At 55.1% G+C, this 21,863-nt stretch carries 18 protein-coding genes; 10 read left to right on the forward strand and 8 right to left on the reverse strand.

Annotated elements, in window-relative coordinates; genetic code table 11:
- Positions 1–25: 25 nt before the first annotated feature.
- The 7 genes from AC3RCL_RS20315 to AC3RCL_RS20345 all read right to left on the reverse strand — a co-directional run bounded on the left by AC3RCL_RS20315 (position 26) and on the right by AC3RCL_RS20345 (position 6,981).
- The gene (locus AC3RCL_RS20315; RefSeq protein ID WP_096773178.1) at positions 26–1,102 is read right to left on the reverse strand and encodes a Gfo/Idh/MocA family protein; all 1,077 of its coding nucleotides are present in this window, start codon (positions 1,100–1,102) and stop codon (positions 26–28) included.
- 216 nt (positions 1,103–1,318) lie between these two features.
- Positions 1,319–2,236, reverse strand: coding sequence for a ribose ABC transporter substrate-binding protein RbsB (gene rbsB, locus AC3RCL_RS20320; RefSeq protein WP_096773177.1), 918 nt, complete (start codon positions 2,234–2,236; stop codon positions 1,319–1,321).
- 15 nt (positions 2,237–2,251) lie between these two features.
- Positions 2,252–3,220, reverse strand: coding sequence for a ribose ABC transporter permease RbsC (rbsC, locus tag AC3RCL_RS20325; protein WP_090912858.1), 969 nt, complete (start codon positions 3,218–3,220; stop codon positions 2,252–2,254).
- Position 3,221: 1 nt separating this feature from the next.
- Entirely contained in the window at positions 3,222–4,703 is a 1,482-nt protein-coding gene (locus AC3RCL_RS20330) for a sugar ABC transporter ATP-binding protein (protein ID WP_492531595.1), read from the reverse strand.
- Positions 4,704–4,718: 15 nt separating this feature from the next.
- On the reverse strand, positions 4,719–5,117 hold the full coding sequence (rbsD, locus tag AC3RCL_RS20335; RefSeq protein ID WP_492531597.1) for a D-ribose pyranase: 399 nt from the start codon (positions 5,115–5,117) through the stop codon (positions 4,719–4,721).
- Positions 5,118–5,119: 2 nt separating this feature from the next.
- On the reverse strand, positions 5,120–5,998 hold the full coding sequence (gene rbsK / locus AC3RCL_RS20340) for a ribokinase (RefSeq protein WP_090912864.1): 879 nt from the start codon (positions 5,996–5,998) through the stop codon (positions 5,120–5,122).
- Positions 5,998–6,981: a LacI family DNA-binding transcriptional regulator gene (locus AC3RCL_RS20345; protein WP_192572536.1), complete on the reverse strand. Its 984-nt coding sequence runs from the start codon at positions 6,979–6,981 to the stop codon at positions 5,998–6,000. Before AC3RCL_RS20345 ends, rbsK begins: the two co-directional genes overlap by 1 nt.
- Before the next feature lie 234 nt (positions 6,982–7,215).
- Between AC3RCL_RS20345 and AC3RCL_RS20350 the strand changes: the two genes are divergently transcribed.
- From AC3RCL_RS20350 to AC3RCL_RS20375, 6 genes are all read left to right on the forward strand, one after another.
- Positions 7,216–8,196: a carbohydrate ABC transporter permease gene (locus AC3RCL_RS20350; RefSeq protein WP_096773173.1), complete on the forward strand. Its 981-nt coding sequence runs from the start codon at positions 7,216–7,218 to the stop codon at positions 8,194–8,196.
- Complete coding sequence (locus AC3RCL_RS20355) at positions 8,193–9,017, forward strand: carbohydrate ABC transporter permease (protein ID WP_492531600.1); 825 nt, start codon at positions 8,193–8,195, stop codon at positions 9,015–9,017. The genes AC3RCL_RS20350 and AC3RCL_RS20355 overlap by 4 nt, the downstream gene beginning before the upstream one ends.
- Positions 9,018–9,149: 132 nt before the next feature.
- Entirely contained in the window at positions 9,150–10,511 is a 1,362-nt protein-coding gene (locus tag AC3RCL_RS20360; protein WP_192572538.1) for an ABC transporter substrate-binding protein, read from the forward strand.
- Between the two features lie 236 nt (positions 10,512–10,747).
- A complete protein-coding gene (gene rocF / locus AC3RCL_RS20365; protein ID WP_096773171.1) occupies positions 10,748–11,653 on the forward strand; it encodes an arginase in 906 nt (301 codons plus the stop codon).
- A gap of 103 nt (positions 11,654–11,756) precedes the next feature.
- Positions 11,757–12,947, forward strand: coding sequence for an ornithine--oxo-acid transaminase (locus AC3RCL_RS20370; protein ID WP_096773170.1), 1,191 nt, complete (start codon positions 11,757–11,759; stop codon positions 12,945–12,947).
- A gap of 313 nt (positions 12,948–13,260) precedes the next feature.
- Positions 13,261–14,166 carry a TIGR01777 family oxidoreductase gene (locus AC3RCL_RS20375; RefSeq protein ID WP_096773169.1) on the forward strand — a complete coding sequence of 302 codons (906 nt, stop codon included), beginning with the start codon at positions 13,261–13,263 and terminating at the stop codon, positions 14,164–14,166.
- A 72-nt stretch (positions 14,167–14,238) separates the two neighbouring features.
- Here AC3RCL_RS20375 and AC3RCL_RS20380 read toward each other — a convergent pair whose 3' ends face one another.
- On the reverse strand, positions 14,239–14,829 hold the full coding sequence (locus AC3RCL_RS20380) for a YdhK family protein (RefSeq protein WP_192572539.1): 591 nt from the start codon (positions 14,827–14,829) through the stop codon (positions 14,239–14,241).
- 207 nt (positions 14,830–15,036) lie between these two features.
- On the opposite strand from AC3RCL_RS20380, the gene AC3RCL_RS20385 reads away from it, so the two are divergent.
- The 4 genes from AC3RCL_RS20385 to AC3RCL_RS20400 all read left to right on the forward strand — a co-directional run bounded on the left by AC3RCL_RS20385 (position 15,037) and on the right by AC3RCL_RS20400 (position 21,482).
- Complete coding sequence (locus AC3RCL_RS20385) at positions 15,037–15,966, forward strand: helix-turn-helix domain-containing protein (protein WP_492531604.1); 930 nt, start codon at positions 15,037–15,039, stop codon at positions 15,964–15,966.
- A gap of 125 nt (positions 15,967–16,091) precedes the next feature.
- Entirely contained in the window at positions 16,092–17,963 is a 1,872-nt protein-coding gene (locus AC3RCL_RS20390; RefSeq protein WP_492531606.1) for a class I mannose-6-phosphate isomerase, read from the forward strand.
- The gene (locus AC3RCL_RS20395; protein WP_277748508.1) at positions 17,960–18,973 is read left to right on the forward strand and encodes an ROK family protein; all 1,014 of its coding nucleotides are present in this window, start codon (positions 17,960–17,962) and stop codon (positions 18,971–18,973) included. The genes AC3RCL_RS20390 and AC3RCL_RS20395 overlap by 4 nt, the downstream gene beginning before the upstream one ends.
- Before the next feature lie 13 nt (positions 18,974–18,986).
- Positions 18,987–21,482, forward strand: coding sequence for a glycoside hydrolase family 38 N-terminal domain-containing protein (locus AC3RCL_RS20400; protein ID WP_492531608.1), 2,496 nt, complete (start codon positions 18,987–18,989; stop codon positions 21,480–21,482).
- Positions 21,483–21,863: the final 381 nt, after the last annotated feature.

The following is a 21,863-nucleotide window of genomic DNA, read 5'->3' on the forward strand; positions in this document are numbered from 1 at the left end:
TCAATAAGTGCTGTCCTTCGTCAGGTTACGCAGGGTAAATGTCGAAATCCTTCAGCGTTTCGCCCGTTCTGGCGGATTCAAACACCGCTTCGATCAGGTTCAGGACGCGCAGCACTTCCTCGTTCTTCACGATCGGTTCTGCCTCGCCCCGGGTCACGGCCGCAAAGTTATCGAAGAAGCTGCTGGATTGACGGTACGGCTCCGGCAGGGCACCCGTAATGGTAGCTTCTTCGGAAGGAGGGGCCATCGTTTTGGTCAAGCCTACCCCGGCTTGAATCGGCTTCGGCTCCACTTTCGCGGCATCCTGATTCCGGGTAACGACTCTTCCGTTTAACGACCAGTCCTCAATAATGCCGGTTCCCTCGGTTCCTTTGACATACCAGCGTGGAAGCGTAATGAAATTCGTCGTTCCCACTTCGATCAGAACCGATACGCCGTTCTCGAATTCGATGACCGATTCAAAGCCGTCATCCACCTCATCGCCGAGAATAAAGCTCAAGCGGCTGCTCAGGCTGGTCATCCGGCTGTCCACCATGAACAGGATCTGGTCCAGCAAATGCACGCCCCAGTCCAGCAGCATGCCGCCGCCGTGGGCTTCCAGATGGCGCCAGTCGCCCGGAATGCCGTTCGCCCCGTGCACCCTGGATTCGATACGGAACAAATCGCCAATCGTCTTTTCGTTGTACATTTGCTTAATCGTCAGGAAGTCCTCGTCCCAGCGGCGGTTCTGGTGGACCATCAGCACCCGTCCGGCCGCATCGGCAGCGGAGACCATGTCCTTAAAGTCGCTTACGGACAATGTTACCGGCTTCTCGCAGATGACGTGCTTGCCGGCCGCAAACGCCTGAAGGGCCAGCTCCTTATGCACGTCGTTCGGCGTTGCAATGAGCACCACGTCAACCGCGGCATCGTTCAACACCTGCTCATAACTCTCGTAGGCAGCATACCCGTCCTCCCGGGACGCCTTCCTGCGCTCTTCCAGAATATCGTAGGTTCCGGTCACCTCAAGAAACGCGTTGTCCTTAATCAGCTTGGCATGGTAGCTGCCCATTCCGCCGTAGCCCACGATCACGATCGCTTGTTTTCTTTTTTCCGTCGTCATAGATACATAGCTCCTTTTTTACATCTAAGCAGTAAACGCATACACAACCATTATAATATCATATGCGAAATAACTGTTCTCTTTTACGATATTGTATTCCTGCTGCCATCGCAAGGCTGTGAGTTACATCGCAGTCCGGAATGGAATGAGCAGGATGGCAAAAAAAAAGCGTTACCCTGCTTCTATCGCAGGGCAACGCTTCTTGATTTTCGCGAGTTATTCCTTCACGACCAGCTTCAGTGGTGCCGCGATATTCGCTTCCACCTCTTTGCCCTGCAGCACGTCCTTGGCTGCGCCGACGGCGAGCTGACCGATCAGTTCGGGCTGCTGGGCTACCGTTGCCGTCAGATTGCCGGCTTCGATGGACTTCAGCGCATCGTCGTTGCCGTCAAAGCCGATGACCATGATGTCTTTGCCCGAGCTTTGAATCGCTTCGATTGCGCCCAGGGCCATTTCGTCATTGTGGGCAAAAATCGCTTTGGCGTCCGGATTACCTTGCAGCAGATTTTCCGTGACGGTAAGACCCTTCGTCCGGTCAAAATCCGCTGCCTGCTTCGCAACCACGTTCAGCTGCTCATCCGCGATATCATGGAAGCCCTTGCCGCGTTCGCGGGTCGCGGAAGCGCCCGGCACCCCTTCGAGCTCGATAACCTTCGTATCTTTGCCTAACTGCTCCACGATATATTCGGCTGCCATTTGGCCGCCCTTCACGTTATCCGAGGCGACCAGCGCAGCGACCTCGCCTTGATCCGCCGAACGGTCCAGCGTGATGACCGGAATGCCCAGGCTGTTCGCCGTTTGGACCACGGTCGAGATCGCGGACGAATCCGTCGGGTTAATCAGCAGTGCATTGACGCCCTGCTGAATCAGGTCGTCGACGTCATTGCTCTGCTTGGCTGAGTCGTTCTGCGCGTCAACGACAACGACCTCCATTCCCTGCTTCGCCGCTTCGGCGACGACGCCATCCTTCAAGGAGACGAAGAACGGATTATTCAAGGTGGAGATGGAAAGACCGATCTTGATGTCTTTGACGTCCCCGCCGGCTTTGGGCTTCGCCCATTCCGGCGGCTCCAGGGAACAGCCCGTGATGAAGATCAGCATGAGTGATACGAGCAGCAAAGTTGTTTTTTTCATCGTTCATTCTCCCCCTTAAGCCGATTTCTTGCGGTCGAGCAGTACGGCAATCGCAATCACGACACCTTTGACAACCATTTGATAGAATGAGTTCACGCCGAGCAGGTTGAGCCCGTTGTTCAGAATTCCGATGATCAGCACCCCGATCAGCGTGCCGACAATCCGGCCGCGTCCGCCGGTCAGGCTTGTACCGCCCAGCACAACGGCTGCGATGGCATCCAATTCATAGGAGGTACCCGCAGTCGGCTGCGCGGAATTCAAACGGGAGGTCAGAATCGCGCCCGCCAGCGCGGACAGCATCCCTGCCAGGGAATAAATCATAATCTTTACGCGCGGTACCTTAATGCCGGATACAAGCGATGCCTTTTCGTTACCGCCGATGGCATACGTTTTGCGGCCAAACGACGTTTTATGCAGGATGACCCACAGCACGGCAAACGTGATGATCATCGTAATGGCCGGCACGGGAATGCCCAGCAGGTATCCGCGGCCGAACAATTGGAATACAAGGCTGTCGCCAAGCCCGGTAATCGGATTACCGTTCGTATAAACCAGCGTAAGTCCCCGGAATATCGTCATGGTAGCCAAGGTGGCGATAAACGGCGCCATTTTCCCCTTGGTGATCATGAGACCGTTGATCATGCCCATCACGCCGCCAAGCGCAACGCCGATAATGATCGAGAGAATCGGGTCAAACCCGGCCACCATCATATTGGCGACAAATGCGCTGGAGAGCGCGAGAATCGAACCGACCGACAGGTCAATGCCGCCCGTCAAGATAACAAACGTCATACCGAAAGCAATCAGTGCGTTAATCGATACCTGACGCAGCAGGTTCAGAATGTTAAGCGGTTCCAAGAAGCTTGGATTCAGGACGGAAACGATGACGATCAGAATGATCAGTCCGAGCAGCGGACCGAGCTTTTGCGTCAAACCTGAGACCTTGAACCCTTTTCCCGCCTTGGCATCGTTAATAGTTGTCATATTACTGTCCCCCTGTAGCTAGAGTCATGATGTGTTCCTGCGTGGCTTGTTCGCGATCCAGTTCACCGGATATCCTGCCCTCGTGAACGACGAGAATCCGGTCGCTCATCCCGAGCACCTCCGGCAGCTCCGACGAAACCATCAGAATCGCCACGCCGCGTTCGGTCAGCTCATTCATCAGCTGGTAAATTTCGCGCTTCGCTCCTACGTCCACGCCGCGGGTCGGCTCGTCCAGGATGAGCACGCTCGGCCCAATGCCGATCCATTTGGCGATAACCACCTTCTGCTGGTTCCCCCCCGACAGATTGCGTGCATGCGTTTCGGATGAATGGGTCTTGATCTGCAGCCGCTTCGTCAAGGTATCCACGAAATCCTGCTCCTTCTTCCCGGAGATGAATCCTCTGGAAGAGAAGCTGAACAGGTTGGGCAGCGCCATATTTTCACGGACCGAGAAATCCAGCACCAGTCCTTCATCCTTGCGGTCCTCCGTTATGAATCCAATGCCGTGTTTCACGGCATCATCCGGCTTCTTGATATGAACCTTCTTGCCGCGCACCCAGATTTCCCCGCTGTCCAGCGGGTCCAGCCCGAAGATCGCTCGCATCATCTCGGTGCGCCCCGCGCCCATCAAACCGGATACGCCTACGATCTCGCCGGCTCGAACCGAGAAGCTCACATTCTCGAACCGGCCCTTGCCGGTAATATTCTTCACTTCCAGCACCGGTTCGCCCGGAGACGGATGCCGCGCGGGATATCGCTCGGTCAGCTCCCGGCCGACCATCTTTTTGACGACTTCGTCAAAATCCGTGTCCGGAATGGCTTTGGTGTCAACGGATTTACCGTCCCGCATGACCGTAATCCGGTCGCAGATCGTAAAGATTTCCTCCATGCGGTGGGAGATGTAGACGATGGATACCCCTTGTTTTTTCAATGAGCGGATGACGCCGAACAGCTTCTCGATTTCCCTTTCGGTCAGTGCCGCCGTGGGCTCGTCCATAATGATGACTTTCGCTTTGGTCATGAGCGCTTTGGCGATCTCAATCATCTGCTGCTGGCCGACGGAGCATTCCCCTGCCTCCTGCGTCAACGGTATCGTCACCGCCAATTTGCCGAACTGTTCCTTCGCAAGCGCCTTCATTTGTTTCATGTTGAGGAATCCCAGGCCGGATGTCATCTCCTTGCCGATAAACAAGTTATCCAGAACCGTCATCTCCGGCCAGATGTTGAGCTCCTGGTGGATGAAGGCGACGCCTCTCTCTTCGGCTTCCTTCGGGTTCGCAAAATAGGTTTCCTGACCGTCGATCAAGATCTTGCCCTCATCCCGGCTGTGAAGCCCGGTTAAAATATTCATCAGCGTCGATTTGCCCGCGCCGTTCTCTCCCATCAGGGCATGAACCTCTCCTTCCCGGAGATCAAAGTCCACGCCCGCCAGCACCCGGTTCGTGCCAAAGGATTTATGGATATTCGTCATCTGAATGTTCATGATGCTTCCTCCTCTTTAACCGAAATGAACGCCGGCCTGCAAAATGCAGTTCGCATAGGGCTTGGCTTCGCCTGTACGGATAACCGCCTTGGCGTTTCGAGTCCGTTCCTTGAACTGCTCGTGCGTGCAAGCCTCGATCTCGCAATCCTGAAATTGTTCCTCTATATAATGCAGTGTTTCCTTATTCTCCCGCTTCATTTCTTCAGCAATGACGATTTTTTCAACGACCATATCGTCGGCGATCGCCTCCACCACCTCCATAAAGCTCGGCGTCCCCAGCGTTAGCGCCAGGTCGATCTTCGGAACGTCTGGAGGAACCGGAAGGCCAACGTCCCCGACCACGATGGTATCGGTGTGCCCCAGATCCGCCAGCACTTTCGCGATGTGGCTGTTCAGCATGCCGTTCTTCTTCATGGTCAAAGGCTCCCTTCCACTTCGAGACGCGACGGCATTCCGCCCTGCGCTCCGAACTTCATGACCGACAAGGAAGCGGCGCGGTTCGCGAATCTGAGGCTGTCGGTCAGGCTCATGCCCTCGGCCAGCGCCACGGCGAATGCGCCGTTGAATGTATCGCCGGCACCCGTCGTATCTACGGCTTCAACCTTGTAGCCCGGAACCACGACCTCTTGCATACCGTCAAAATAACGAACGCCCTTTTTCCCTTCCGTTACGATGAGTTTATTCGGATACCGGCGCAGCACGTCGCCGAGCGGCTCGTCATGAAACAGGATAGCGGCTTCATGTTCGTTTGGCGTAATGTATGCCGCCCGTTCTATAACGACGCTCGGCACCGGACGGGCAGGAGCGGGGTTCAGCATCAATGGCACCTGATACTTGGCGCATATCGCACTCACGTGCACCACCGTTTCTTCCGGAATCTCCTGCTGAATCAACACGATATCCGCCGCCTGGATTGCCTTTTCCGCCTGATCTACGTATTCCGGAGTGATCCGATCATTGGCAGCCTTCACCACCACGATGCTGTTGTCTCCCTCTGCCAAAATGATGTGCGCCGTGCCGCTTTCCATACCTGTAACCGGTTCCACATAATCCGTAAGAACACCATTCGACTGCAAATTGCTCAAAATCGTTTCGCCGAAGGAATCGTCACCGACGCAGCCAACCATCGTCACCTCTGCACCCAGCCTTGCCGCCGCGACGGCCTGGTTGGCTCCCTTCCCTCCGGGCACCGTCTTAAAGCTGTCGCCCAGCACCGTCTCTCCCGCGCCGGGGCGCTTGGCGGAGGTCACCACCAAGTCCATCGACGCGCTTCCGATTACCACGATTTTTGCCATCACGATTCCACCTTTCTCGTTGTCTGCCGCTCTATGAATTCTACCGAGAATTCGATATTGCTTTTCTCTATGCGCTGCCCTTCGATAAGTCCGATAAGCAATCTGGCCGCTTCCCGGCCCATTTCGTACGCCGGCTGATGAATCGTTGACAGCGGCGGGGCCAGCAGCCTGCTGAGCAGAATATCGTCAAATCCGATAATTTGTACGTCTTCCGGCACCCTTTTCCCCAGCCGAAACGCTTCCTTCACCACGGCGGATGCCATAATATCGTTACTCGCGATTATGCCATCCGTGTCCGGATATTCGCTGAACACTTTCTGGGCGAATTCTTCGGCATCGGTTAAAGAAAACGATGTCGTCTTCAGCACTTGGTACGCAGCCGCCTGTTGCTCCAGAACCTCGACAGCTCCTTCAAAACGTTCCTGTGCAGGCCGCACATCCGCCGGACCTTGAATTACCGTTATGGCTTTACTCCCTCGCCGTACGATTTCCTCAGCCGCTATTCTTCCTCCCTGACGGCCATCCGCGTACACGGAAGGGCGGTCCGACGAGGTGCGGTCGAGAAACACGACGGGAATGTTCAGTCCCGTATACATGTCGGCATCCGGATCGTTGGTCGATGATATGACGCCAACCACATTATTCTGGACAAACGTCTGAATGTACTCCATTTCCTTCTTCTTGCTCTCGTCGCTGTTTCCGAAGATCAATCGGTAATCATTCTCCTGCATCTCGTCCTCTACCCCGCGGGCAAGCTGCGGGAAATAAGGGTTCATGATGTCGGGAAGCAAAAGTCCTATCAATTTGGATTTCCTCTTGTATAAAGAACGCGCCACTTCATTCGGCGTGTAATTCAGCTCTCGAATGCTCTGTTCCACCTTGGACCTGGTGTCCTCATGCACGTAACCGTTTCCATTTAAAACCCGCGAAACCGTGGCTACGGATACGCCCGCCTGATTCGCCACATCCTTGATCGTTGCCATACCGTCATCACCTCATTCATGTGTAACCGGTTACAGGTATAAGATATCACATCTCTTTTCAACGTGCAAGCTTTTAGGGAATGGAATATTCTTGTACCGGCACTGGCAAGCTCGCCTTCAGCAACTGCCATGTCCTGCAATAAATTACGGTTTTCTTACAAAACCCCTTACTGGATTTTACATCCGGCTCCTATACTCAAGGCTGTAAGGCCAAGCTGGAAAGTGAGGTAAAACATGATGATGGAAAAAGAATTCACGCTTCCTTCTCCGGGGCACTCTCTATCGCCGAACGTCAACGAGCCGGAGGTATCAACCGCGGCGAAACCCGTCTCGATCAAGAGAACAAGGCGCAGAGAAATTCTGCTCGCTTATGCATGTTTAGCGCCTTCGCTGCTCATATTCGGCCTGTTCTTATTCTACCCGCTGCTCAAGTCGGTTTATCTTAGCCTGTTCCTGACCGATCCGCAAGGCCGGGTAGCGGAATTCGTAGGATTCGACAACTTCAGGGAAATACTGGCCTCCGACATGTTCTATACAAGCTTTGGCAATACCCTGCTGTTCATCGTGCTGACGGTTCCGACCGGCATGGCGGCTGCGATTCTGCTGGCTGCCCTGACGCACAACAAACTCAAGGGCATGAAAATATTCCGCTTTATCTTCTCGCTTCCGATGGCCGTGTCCGTCGGTACCGGCTCGATGATCTGGATGATTCTATACCATCCGACCTTAGGCATACTGAATTATTTTCTGACGCTGCTCGGCACGCAGCCCGTCCAATGGCTTACCGATCCGAAATGGGCCATGATCTCCGTCGCGCTTATGACCGTCTGGATGAATCTTGGATTCAACTATATCCTGATGCTGAGCGGCATGCAGGGCGTGTCCGAGGATATCTATGACAGCACCAAGATTGACGGCTCCGGTCCGCTGAGAACGTTCTTCCGGATTACGATGCCGCTAATCTCCCCTACGTTATTCTTCACGTCCGTCGTATCGGTTATCGGTGCCTTCCAAGCATTCGGGCAAATCAACATCCTCACCAAAGGCGGTCCGATGAACAGCACCAACGTCATGGTATTCAACATCTACCAGGATGCCTTCGTCAATTTTCGCTTCGGCATCGGCAGCGCGCAGGCCCTCATCCTGTTTGCCATCATTCTGCTGCTGACCGTCTTTCAATTTAAATTCGTCGAGAAGAAGGTGCATTACCAATGAACATGCGTCTCATGCCCAAAAGCTTCATCTACATCGCGCTGCTTCTCGGTTCGTTGGCCGTTCTTTTCCCGCTCCTATATACCTTGTCGACATCGCTGATGAGCGAGGCCGAAGCGGCCGTCTATCCGCCGCCTCTGCTTCCCGAAGCCGTCAATCTGTCCAACTTCGCCAAGGTGATCGATACGATTCCTGTCCTTACCTTTATCGGAAACAGCCTGGTTGTCTCCATTGCCATCATGCTCGGACAGATCGTGACCGCAAGTCTGGCAGCATACGCTTTCGCCTTCCTGCGATTTCCGGGAAAAACGCTGCTGTTCAGCCTCTATCTCGCGACGATGATGATCCCGTGGGAGGTGATCATGATTCCGAATTACTTGACGGTCAAAAGCCTGAACTGGCTGGACACCTATCAAGGGCTCATCATTCCATTTCTGGCCACGGCCTTCGGAACCTTCCTGCTCAGGCAGACCTTCCTGCAGCTGCCGAAGGAGCTGTTTGAAGCGGCCCGCGTGGACGGCTGCGGACATGTCCGCGTTTTCCTGAGCATGGTGTTGCCGTTATCCATCCCCGGAATCGCCACGCTGGGCGTCTACTCGTTCTTGAATAATTGGAACATGTACCTGTGGCCGCTTCTGACAACCAACCGGGTCGAGATGCGAACCGTCCAAATCGGGATCGGCATGCTGCAGTTCGAAGAGATGAACTCATGGAATCTGATACTCTCCGGCGTGCTCCTGCTGCTGCTGCCTTCCCTGCTGCTGCTTGCGCTCGGGCTGAAACCCCTTGTGCGCGGCATCACCGCAGGTGCTTTGAAGGGCTAATGGCCACGATGCCGACCCAGTAGACCATATTGGATCAGCCTTGCGTGCCGGTTATCGATATCAAACGGGCTCACGCAATTTCTGATAGATCAAACCATACTTTATTTTCAAAAAGGGAGAGATTAACCGATCATGAAACGTTATGGTAAAAGGTCCTTCGCGATGCTCCTGCTTTCCTGCTTCATGCTGATCAGCGCCGCTTGCAGCAATACGCCAGCCGCCGGAGAAACGACCGTTGCCGCCGGCAGCGAACCTGCCAAGGAACCTGTTAAGGTCGTTTGGTGGCATTCCATGAGCGGCGAGCTCGGAACCGTTGCGGACAAGCTGATTTCCGATTTTAACGCAGCCCACCAGGATATTCAGGTAGAGGGCGTGTTTCAAGGCACGTACGATGAAAGCTTGAACAAGCTGAAGGCTTCGTTGGGATCGAACAGCGGACCGACCATGATTCAGGTGTACGAAATCGGCAGCCGTTTCATGATGGACACCAAGGCGATCCGTCCGGTTCAAGACTTCATGGATGCTGAAGCATACGACATTTCCTCCTTGGAACCGAATATCAAAAATTATTATACATTCGACGACAAATTGTATTCGATGCCGTTCAACTCCTCCAACCCGATCCTTTACTACAACAAAGATGCCTTTAAAGCGGCAGGTCTGGATCCGGAAAATCCTCCAAAAACCTACGAAGAGGTAGCGAAAGCGGCTAAAGCGCTAACGAAAGGCGGCCAAACCGGCGCATCCTTCGCAATATACGGCTGGTTCATGGAGCAATTCCTTGCGAACCAAGGCGTTGAGCTGCTGAACAACGGCAACGGCCGCACTTCTCCGGCAACCGCTTCGCAAGTCAACAACGCCGCTGCCGTGAAAACGCTGGAATGGTGGAAGCAAATGCTGGACGATAAAGTCCTGCTGAACCTGGGACGTAAAACGGATGACACCAAAAAAGCCTTTGCAGCCGGCCAAGTCGCCATGACGCTGGACTCCACGGCTTCGCTCCGGGGAATCGTCAGCGCAGCGGAAGGCAAATTCGAAGTCGGCACGGCTTTCCTGCCCAAACCGGCTGACGGCGGCGAAGGCGGCGTTATCATCGGCGGTGCAAGCCTGTGGCTGATGAACAACAAATCGGAAGAAGAGCAGCAGGCCGCCTGGGAATTCATGAAGTATTTGGCCGAGCCGCAAACCCAAGCCTACTGGCATGTCAACACGGGTTACTTCCCGGTCACGACCAAAGCTTACGAAGAATCCCTGGTAAAAGAAAACCTGGAGAAATATCCTCAATTCCAGACGGCGGTGGATCAACTGCATCAAACGACCGCCAACCTGGCAACGCAGGGCGCTGTCATGGGCGTGTTCCCTGAGGCCCGCCAGCTGACGGAAACGGCCATCGAGGAAGTGCTGAACGGTCAGAAAACACCGCAGGAAGCATTGGATAAAGCTGCCCAGGAGATCAGCTCCAAGATCGAGACCTATAATAAAACGGTAAAATAAACGTCGGGCATGCCGCGTAAGCATGCGATAAAACCTAATTCGAATTGCAGTCATTTCATTAACACCCTTTATGCTGCCTCATGGGGCCCTCTGCGGTCACCCCGTGAATCATGCATAAAGGGTATTTTTTGTTCGATCCAAAACTTTCCATATTTGATCAGCTTGTATAGGGCTTTGCCCAAGTCACTCAGCCCGGCTCCGGAATACACTGTTACAAAGTGGAGGTGAGCAAAGTGATGAACAATCTTCCGTCCACCGTATCGATCATCCCGGTGCCCTTCGACCGGGGAGCTACCCGCCGCGGCGCCGGACAGGGACCGGACGCCATATTCGAAGCCGGTCTGAAACGCAAGCTTAACGCGCTCGGTGTAACTTACCAGGTCGATGACCCTGCTGCGCTCCCCGAGCGCAAGGATGAAGCGCATCATCCCCGATTAAAACATTTGACAGAAGTCGTGACGATGAACGAGCAGCTGGCAGCACGCGTATCCGCCCTGGCAGTAGCGGGCACCTTCCCACTTGTGCTCGGCGGCGACCATAGCATAGCCATCGGCACGCTCGCCGGACTTACCCGGCATTACCGCAACTTGGGCGTCATCTGGATCGATGCCCATTCCGATCTCAATACGCCGGATACTACCCCGACCGGCAATATCCATGGCATGTCCCTGGCTGTCAGCTTGGGAAAAGGCGATCGGCGGCTAACCTCGATCGGCGGCGTTAAATCAACCATTAAGCCGGAGCATGTCGTGCTCATCGGCGCGCGCTCACTTGATCAGGGCGAGCGGGACTTCATCCGCCGGGAAGGCATCGCCTGCTTCACGATGCAGGATATCGACCGCATGGGCATGTTCCGGGTCATGGAGGAAGCCATCCGCATATCGTCAACGGGAACGGATGGCGTTCATCTTTCCTTTGATATTGACAGTGTCGATCCGAAGATCGCACCGGGAACAGGAACGCCGGTTCAAGGCGGGCTCAGCTACCGGGAAGCGCACCTGGCCATGGAGATGCTGTCGGAATCCGGCATTCTGACGTCAGCCGAATTCGTGGAGAACAACCCGCTGCTGGACCGCGGGCAGAAGACGTCCCGGCTGCTTGTCGGTTTAATCGCCTCCATGCTGGGCGAAAGCATCTTATGACATTTTCATGACATGGCATCACGCTTGATTATGAGAGCCTCTTCCGCGGGCATGCTCTATTTTCCGCGTTGCGGTTTCTTTAGACTCCCAAGGAGGTTACGCCATGGACGCTCCCGACCCTTATATCGAGAAAGCCGAAAGGTACGGCGCGAGAAACTACCACCCTCTTCCCATCGTCATCGCTTCAGCTGAAGGCATTCATGTGACGGATTCGGACGGCAAACGGTATATCGATATGTTAAGCGCCTACTCGGCACTTAACGCAGGTCATTGTCATCCCCGCATCATCCGGGCCTTAAAGGAACAGGCGGATCGGGTGACCCTGACCTCGCGCGCATTTCATCATGATCAACTAGGCGACTTTTACGAGAAGCTGTCCGCTTTAACCGGCAAAGGGATGATTCTTCCCATGAATACGGGAGCCGAGGCGGTTGAAACCGCGCTTAAGGCAGCGCGTCGCTATGCTTACCGGAAGAAAGGTATTCCGGCAGATCAGGCTGAAATCATCGTCTGCGAGGGCAATTTCCACGGCCGTACGATCACGGTTACCTCCTTCTCCTCATCCCGCGAATACCGCGAGGACTTCGGTCCGTTTACGCCGGGATTCAAAGTCATTCCCTATGGCGACCTTGAGGCGCTGGAGCAGGCGATTTCGCCGAATACGGCTGCTTTTCTCGTGGAGCCGATCCAAGGCGAATCCGGCATCGTGATTCCGCCTGACGGATACCTGAGCGGGGCACTGGAGCTGTGCAGGCAGCACAGCGTCCTTATGCTAGCGGACGAAATCCAGACCGGCTTCGGCAGGACGGGCAAACGCTTTGCCTGCGACTGGGAGGACGTCGAGCCGGATATGTACATTCTTGGAAAAGCGCTGGGCGGCGGCGTCTTTCCCGTCTCCGCCGTGGCGGCGGACGCGGATATTCTGGATGTATTCGAGCCGGGTTCCCACGGCTCCACCTTCGGCGGAAATCCGCTCGGGTGCGCGGTGGCCATCGCCTCCATGGACGTGTTCATTGAGGAAGCGCTGGAGGTTCGCTCCCTGGAGCTCGGCGAATATTTTCTCCGGCTGCTTCGTTCCATCCCGCATCCCGATATCCAGGAGGTGCGCGGCAGAGGTCTATTCATCGGCATGGAGCTCAAGGTCCCGGCCAGATCCTATTGCGAGAAACTGAAAGATCTCGGCCTGCTCTGCAAAGAAACCCATGAAGCCATTATCCGCTTCGCCCCTCCGCTCATCATCACCAAAGCAGAACTGGACCAGGCGGCGGCGATCGTAAGGCAGGCGTTTGCGTGATAAATCGATACCGGCTTGCACTTGCGCAAAAAACAGTTTGTTCACCCCCTGGCTCCAAGGCATGGGGTGCGGCAAACTGTTTTTTGCGGTTTCTTTCCGCTCCTAGCCAGGCAGAAGCTGAAGCGTTGACTGAAATATCATATAGCGGTGCCATGCCGCATTTCCTGTATAATGGGTTGTATAATATTGGATGTACGATTCTGACAAGTAACGTATCGTTATTCCCCTCTCGGCTCACTTCAGCCTATGAAGGGTAATGATTCCCAGCCATGTTTTATCGGGGTTAATGATAACTTAACAAGGAGGTTCACTCATGAAAATAGCCATCTGCGGGGGTACCGGCTTCATTGGCCAAGCATTGTGCAAGCGCTGGCTGCGCGACGGACATGACATGATCATCGTCACCAGGTCGAAGCCGGAGATCCCCGCTGTGCAGCAGAACGGGTCATTATCCTACTTAACCTGGGATGAGATGAAATCCCATCCGGAGCGGTTCGAGCGCTTGGACGCACTCGTTAACCTTGCCGGCTCCTCCCTGAGCCAACGCTGGACGCAAGCAGGCAAGAAGAGAATTCTTCAGTCCCGGCAACGAACCGTAACTGCCGTAGCGGACCTGATGCAGCGCCTGGAGCACAAACCTCCGGTCATTCTTCAAGCATCGGCAATGGCCATATACGGTACATCCGAGTTTGAAGCGTTTGATGAGGACAGTCCGGCCACGATCATGGATTTCCCGTCCGAGGTTGTGCAGCAATGGGAGCAGGCAGCCGATTGCATCCCGGTCGACCGGTTAATCAAGCTGCGCATCAGCGTCGTTCTGGGCGATCAAGGCGGTGCCCTCCCCAAAATGCTGCTGCCGTATAAATTAGGGGTCGGCGGCAACATCGGCAGCGGCAAGCAATGGCTCTCCTGGATCCATATCGACGACATCGTGGAATTAATCGATTATTGCATCCGGCACGAAGACATTTCCGGAGCCGTGAACGCCGCTTCCCCGCATGCGGTCACGAACGAGGAATTTGGCCGTAGCGTCTCCAAGGTCTATCGCCGTCCGCATTGGCTGCCCCTGCCTGCATTCATGCTCCAAGGCATCCTGGGCGAAATGTCGCTTATTCTGTTAAAGGGCCAGCGGATCCTTCCGGCCAAAGCCCAGCGCCACGGCTTCAAGTTCCAATATCCGGAATTGACGGCCGCCTTGCAGCAGATCAAAGGAAGCTGAATCACCCTCCTTGCGCATAAAAAACAATCGCTCTCTTGATCTCAAGGGAGCGATTGTTTTATTCGATGAACGCTATTGGACCGGAGATAACTCACTCTCCGTGACCCATTTGTGGTTCTTGACTTCCTCTCCGGATGTTGACGTGAAGTCCACCATATAGACCGTCGTACGCTCGGCGGAATCGATAACGGCCGTCGCACCGTTCATCCCCTCCATATGATCCGCATTCACGACGGCTTTCGCTCCCGGCTCCAGGGGCTCCTTGCCCGCATCCTTGAGCTCTTCATGAATGACCCATTTATGATCCTTCACTTCGGGCCCGCCGTTCGTCGGCGTATACGATATCGTGTACACCGTCGTATCGTAAGCTCCGACTATCGTTGCTTGGGCCCCCTTCATCCCGGGCATGTGGTCGGATTCGATGATCGCTTGGGTCCCGGCCGCATAGGCAGGATTGTCCGCCGTCTTCAACCCTTCCGGAACCTCGCCCGATCCGGAATGGTTCATGCTGCCGTGATCCATGCCTTCCATGCCGCCGGTAGTATCCACGCTCTCCGCTTGATCCGGATTCGCGCCATCCGTATTTCCGCAGGCGCCCAGCACGAGGACGAGGGATGCGAAGGCAACCAGAATAAGCGGCTTTAATCGTTTTTTTGCTGACATATGACGAACTCCTCTCTTATAGTGAATATTCATAGCATAACAGCGACTTGTGAAGAACTTATGTAGCTGTCTATGCATTACATCACTATACCCATTTTTTCTTTATATCTTATCTTGTGATATATAATAGAGAGACAACCCAAGATACATCCAACCTATATTAAAGGCAGATGACATTGCCTTATGAACGAAGGAGAACCATCTCCCATGCAAATCGATGACGATGCTTTCATCCCGTTATTCAAACGGGCCAATTCCATATTAAATCGTACCTTGAGCCGTATTGAACAACAGGAGCTGAGCATCCGGATCCATTACTGGGGGTTCATGCCGCGCCACTACGACAATACGGAGCACAAGCATTCTTTTTTTGAAGCTTGTTACGTGTTAACAGGCAACGGAACCTATATCGAAGGCGAGAGAGAGTTTCATCTCCATTCGGGCACGCTGTTTCTCTCACGGCCGGGCGTCCAGCATCAAATAAGAAGCAAGGACGGCTTGGCCTTATGCTATGTCGCCTTTGAACCGGAAGAAAGGGCAACCGGCGAGTTTTATGCGGCCGCGTTCCGGTTGTTGGCCAAACAAGGCAATCCGGTGGTTGCAGAAGGTGCCCGGCAGGCGTCCGGATTATTGTGGCTTTCGCTGTTATCGCTGTTTCATACGGGTTCCGGCAAACAGCACCCGCCGCAAATGCTGAACAGTTTGGCCGCATCACTGATAGTATCCTTTCTGACCGTCCATGGCCCGGGCTTCCATCATGAGCCTTCCGGAGCCGAAGCAAACGATGAAGGAACCTCCATGTTTCATCAGGCCGAACTGTTTATCAAGGACAACCTCAACGAACCGCTCTCGCTGGAGCGCGTGGCGGGCCATCTCCACATCACGACCCGTCATTTAACCCGGCTGTTTCGCAAATACGGCCATCAATCCTTTGTCCATTATGTACAGGAGCAGCGCGTGCAGCAGGCAAAGCATATGCTCCTCCATACGGATCGCCAGATCAAGGAGATTGCCGTCTGCTGCGGATTCGAGTCCGTGCATTACTTCACCAGGGTATTTACGTCCAAACTTGGCGTAACCCCGGCCCGCTTCCGGCGCTCGCAGTTTTCGGAAGGACGCTACGACTCCGAGGTTTAGCGCCCAAGGCCCGCCGATGTCCTGATCGTACAAAAACACTTCCTCTTTTTATAAAGACGTATCCTCCCTTGCCTTCTACAATGAAGTCGTAACAGACATTCCGGAAGGGAGGATACATCCAATCCATGAAACCTGCAACTGCCTTTCAATCACATCCGATCAATCCTGTGGATTTTCGCCACGAGCCCTTGTTCATGAATCAGGGGATCGACTCCTGGTGCTCGTTCATCATGTCGACCCACAAACAAAAATCGCAGCTTCATCCCCCCGAAAAGCGCGGCGTCTACATTACGCTTGACGGAACGCACGGTGCCGATTTCGATAAACTGCTGATCCACCTTCAGCAAACCTGCGAACAAGAGGGCATCGCCTTCTCGAGCGATTCGACGTCCCATTACGTAAAACCCGAAGCCGAGCTCCGGGCCGAGATGGCTCCTTATCTGACCGATAACCGGGCATTCGGCTATAAAGCCTCGGATGTCCGTCCTATTCAATATTTTCAACCGGGCGCTAAGGCTGCCTTGCAAAAAAGCGCGCTGCAATTTGACGCGATGTGCGGCATTCACGTGCTGCACGGCCCGGGTGCCTCGCTGCTGGAAGGCAGAACTCCCGATCTTCGCTTCTACGCCGATTACTCCCGCGAAAACCAGCAGCGGCGCCATGCGGAGCGTATGGGCAGCTTCGGCCTCGGCATCTCGAGCGATAAGGTTGAGACCTACAAGAACTGCCTGTTTCTCGAATGGCCCGTCTGGGAGACTTACCGCTGGGACTGGCTGGACCATCATGTCCAGCATTCGGTCAACCAAGCGTACTATATGGATTTGAATCGTTCGGAAGCTCCTGTCTGGCTGCCTGCAGCGAAATTGGCAAGCGTGCTGCATCAAGCGGCCCGGCAGCCGTTTCGGGTCAAGCCGTTTTTTGCCCCGGGGATATGGGGAGGGCAATACCTTAAGGAATTGTGCGGCCTTCCCGAAGAATGGCCGAACTGCGCCTGGAGCTTTGAACCCATCGCTCCCGAGAACACGCTGCTGCTGCGCGTGCAGAAAGTCACCTTCGAGGTTCCGTTCACTTTGTTGATGGAGGCAGCCCCCCAGGAAATTATGGGAACGCGTAATTTCGAGCTGTTCGGCGATTATTTTCCGATCCGGTTTGACTATCTGGATACGATGCAGGGCGGCGAGCTGTCGCTTCAGGTGCATCCGCTGCAGGAATATGCAGAGGCGCAGTTCAATGAACATATGACACAGCAAGAGTCGTACTACATCATGCGTAATGTCCCGGGAGCCAAGGTGTATTTGGGACTGAAGGAAGGGATCACCGGCGGACGGCTCCTTGAAGCCGTCGATAATGCCCATCTTCATGAAGAGCCGCTGGAGCTCTCAGACTACGTTAACGAGTACCGCTCGCAAACAGGGGATCTCTACCTTATTCCACCGGGTACGGTCCACTGCTCCGGCAGGGATAATCTCGTGCTGGAAATCTCCTCGACCACCTGGTGGTTTACGTTCAAGATTTATGATTATCTGCGGCTGGACGCCGATGGCAAGCCACGCCCGATGAACCCTGAGCATGCGCGCCACAATATCAATGACGCCATGAATACGCCGGCAGTTGAGGACGGGCTTATCGCTAGGCCTTCCGTCGTAAGCCGTCAAGGCGGCAGCACGGAGGAACTGCTGGGACAACGGGAAGATCTTCTGTTCCAGGTCAGCAGGCTGAATTTGCAGGATACCTGGAAAGCGGATACCCAAGGAGAGTTCGTTATGTACAATCTCGTGGAAGGCGACCGCGTCCGCCTTGTACCGGCAGCGAACGAGGGTGGGGCCGTTGAATGGGGCTACGCGGAATCCTACATCGTTCCGGCATGTATAGGCGAATACCGTTTGGAGAACCTGTCCGGATCCCCATGCACCTTGATTGCGGCCAGGGTCAATCCGGAATGGAATCTCCCGCTGCTTCCGCCTTCCCGGAGAGCGGCAAGCGGAGAGTTTTCATGAACCGCCCTGATTGGGACGATCCGGGAAGCCCGTCTCCCCCTGCCCCCATCACCATAACGCTTGATGCCGGGGGAACCGCTTTGAAGGGGGCGCTGCTCGTGAACGGGCAGCTTGTCCCCGGCTCGTTCCTCATCCGGCCTTCGGCATCGCAAGGAACGGCGGAGGAAGCGATCGCCAGCTTCGCCGGCGCCTGCCATGATTTGTTACGCTTTTACGCCTCGGCCTTCCGGCCGGTGGACTATCGCGATTCGATCCGGATCGGCTTTGCCTTTCCGGGGCCCTTCGATTACGCAAAAGGCGTTGCCCTTCTTCAAGGCATCGGCAAATATGATGGGCTGTACAAACTGTCGGTTCGGGATCTGCTCCGTTCGAAGTTCCAGAGCCTCAAACCATCCTTTCCGGGTGCCATGATGAATCGTTTGACCGCTGCCGATATCCGGTTCGGGAACGACGCCTTCATGTTCGGGCTGGGCGCCTCCATCCGGTTCAGGGCGGAACGTCTCGTATGCCTGACGCTCGGTACGGGCCTCGGTTCGGCCTTCGTGGAGAATGGCCGGATCGTAGCCGGCAAGGACGGTATCCCTGGCAGCGGCATGCTGTATGCGGAGCCTTACCGGGACCACATCGTGGACAGCTATTTCGGGAGAAGAGGCATTCTGAGGATGGCCTCGGAGCGTGGACTCCTGACGGACGGAATCGACGTAGCCGATCTGGCGGAAGCGGCAACGCGAGGTAATGGGCAGGCCCGCGAATTATTCCGGGAATACGGCAGCAATCTGGGAGGCATGCTGCGGCCCTACCTATCCGGATTCCGGCCGGACCGCTTGGTGCTGGGCGGACAGATCTCGGGCAGCCTGCCCTTATGGGAAAGGGATATGCAGCTGGCCTTGGGTAGTACGCACAGCGTTCCAATCGACTGTCTCGAGGACGGTACGTCCGCGGTGTTTTACGGCATTGATAAGCTGTTTGACGATACGGCGGGCGAACGATCCGCTCCATATTATCATTAGGAGGTCCTATCATATGAACAAGAACATATCACGCCAAGGAAGCCATAAACCCGCCCGTCCCTGGACGATCTATGCCATCCATCATTCTCACACGGATATCGGTTACACCGAGCGTCAGGAACGGATCGAGCAGTACCATGTCGATTTTATCCGCCAGGCTCTGGGCATCACGGATGCCGCACACCGCGGAGAACGTCCGGAATGGAAATCGTTCCGCTGGACTTGCGAAACATTCTGGGCGGTTGAGAAATTCCTCGAATCGGCCACAACGGAAGAAAAGGAGGCTTTTCAGCAAGCGGTAATCCGCGGTGATATCGAACTGTCCGGAACCTATCTCAACATGACGGAGCTTCCGGACTTCGACCTCCTTCTGCGCAATCACGGCAAGGCGCAAAGGTATGCAAACACTTTCGGACATCGGATCGACAGTGCCATGACCGCCGACATCAACGGGTACAGCTGGGGTTATGCGGATAGCCTGCTGCAAAATAACATCGAGCATCTGTTTTCCTGCATCCATACGCACCACGGCATGTATCCGCTGGGCCGCAAACAAACCCCGTTCTGGTGGGAAAGCCACAGCGGCGGCAGGCTGCTCGTATGGAACGGCGAGCATTACATGTTCGGCAACGAGCTCGGGTTCTGCCCTGACGCACTCGGCAAATACATCATCAAGGATGAGCTTCAGCATAATCTGATGGAGCCCGAGGAGCGGCACAACGACATTGCTGCCCTGCGGATTAACCGGTATTTATGGAATCTTGAGCAGGAGTCCTACCCGTATTCCTTCGTTCCCGTCATGGTCTCCGGCCTGGGTACGGACAATGCGTCCCCGAATGCTGACATTGCGGAATGGATAAGCGCATGGAATGAACAATACGGCGACCAAATCACCATTAAAATGGCCACGCTCTCCGAATTTTTTGCCGTCTTGAAGCAGGAGGATCTGTCCGCGCTTCCGGTGCACCGCGGGGATTGGCCGGACTGGTGGACCGATGGGGTCGCCTCCACGGCGATGCATACCCAGATTTACCGGGATGCCCAGCGCACGCTTCGCAAAGTCAAGCGTCTCGATCCGGGCCATGCAGCGGCGAGCCTCGCCGAGATCGAGGAGGCCTCGCAGGCGCTGACCATGTACGCCGAGCATACCTGGGGCTACCATTCCTCCGTGTATGAGCCTTGGCATCCGCAGGTGCAGATGCTGGAGGTGCGAAAGCAAGCCTATGCGGCGGAAGCCAGCAAGCTGGCTTACCGGGCGCTGGATAAAACGCTCGTTGCCCGTCAGGGCGCACTGCTTGCCCCCCATCGTTCCTTACGCTACGAGGTGATCAACACGGAACCGGCCGCAGCTACGCTGCAGGTTGCCATACCGCTGGATGGCTGGGAACACGTAATTCTGAAGAAAAGGTTCGAGCTCATCGACGAAACGACCGGGAAGCCTCTACCGTACCAATTGACACATACGGGGGCACTCGTTACGGAGCTCACGCTTGAAGCGGGAGAGTCCCGGATATTGTTTATTCATGCGCACGAATCGTCAGATGTTCCCGCTGCTTCCGGGAATATGGCGACCGCGCGGAATACCGAACCGATCGCATGCGAAGGCATCGCCGACATCTGGACCCAGCCCTTGACTCCCTATCCGATCGTGGCGGGCAAGAGTTCGCTCGAATCCGACTTCTTCCGGATCGAATGGGAAATGAACAATGGCATTACGGCCTGGATCGATAAGACACGCTCGGCGGACCTGCTGGACGGCGAACGCGAGCACGGGGCATTCACTCCTGTCTACGAGGTTACGCCGGCACAGGATGAGTTTAATCCATCCGAAATATGCTCGACCCGCCGCCGCATGGGACGCAACCGGAAGGGCACCAACGTCCAGCGGGATGCCGGGCGCTTAACCCGGGCGACCGTGCTGGACAACGGACCGCTGTTTGCCCTGGTCGAGCTGGTGTTCGACGTGAAGGGACTCAGCTACTATGCCCTCCACATCAAAATGTTTGCCAACCAGCCTCGTGTCGAGGTGTCCGTCCGCTTCCACAAGGACAGCGTTTGGCTGCCGGAAAATGTCTATGTGGCACTGCCGTTCTCGCTGGGGACGGAAGCCGAGTTATACGCCGAAAAAGCCGGATGCCATATCCGGCCTTGGAAGGATCAAATTCCTGGAAGCTGCCTCGATTACACCAGCGTGCAGGAGGGAATATTCTGGCACTCGGCTAAAGACCGGGAAGCGCTGACCCTGTCCATGACAGACACGCCGCTCGTACAGCTCGGAACGCTGGAGCACGGGCCGCGCCAGCTTCACACCATGCAGCCGGCGGACAGCCGTCCTTCCACGTATGCCTGGATATTGACGAACTACTGGGAGACCAATTTCAAGGCTACGCTCGGCGGCTTCTACGAGTTCCGCTATGCGGTAGAACGCCATCGCCAGCTGGACCCCCAGCAAACGGCGAAGACGCTGCACGCCTCGACCGGACAATTCACGGTCCATCGGATCCATTGATTCATGATGAAGAACAGCTGCCCCATAAATAAGTAGGGTTGTTCACTTGACGGACGGTTCGTCAGATTAAAAAATGTGTCAAATGAAGTAATGACGGTGCTCAGGATATTATCCTTGCACCGCCATTTCTTGCTTTTCGGTTCGTTGCCGCCTTGAGCAGATTATCGGCAAGTGTAAGCCATCCCGGCATCTTCGATGGTTGAAAACAGCGCCTGGACTTTCTTCTGTTATTTCGCCTTGTGCTTGACAACCGCTTTACCACAGACGAACGTATAGCGGTTGGCATTGGCTTCGATCTTGGTACCGTCGACAAAATAGTGTTCCAACCGTTTCTTTCGTAAATGATAGGTAACACTTTCATTTTACCAAGAGACGGTTTTT

This window comes from Paenibacillus sp. MT86 (assembly GCF_058792535.1).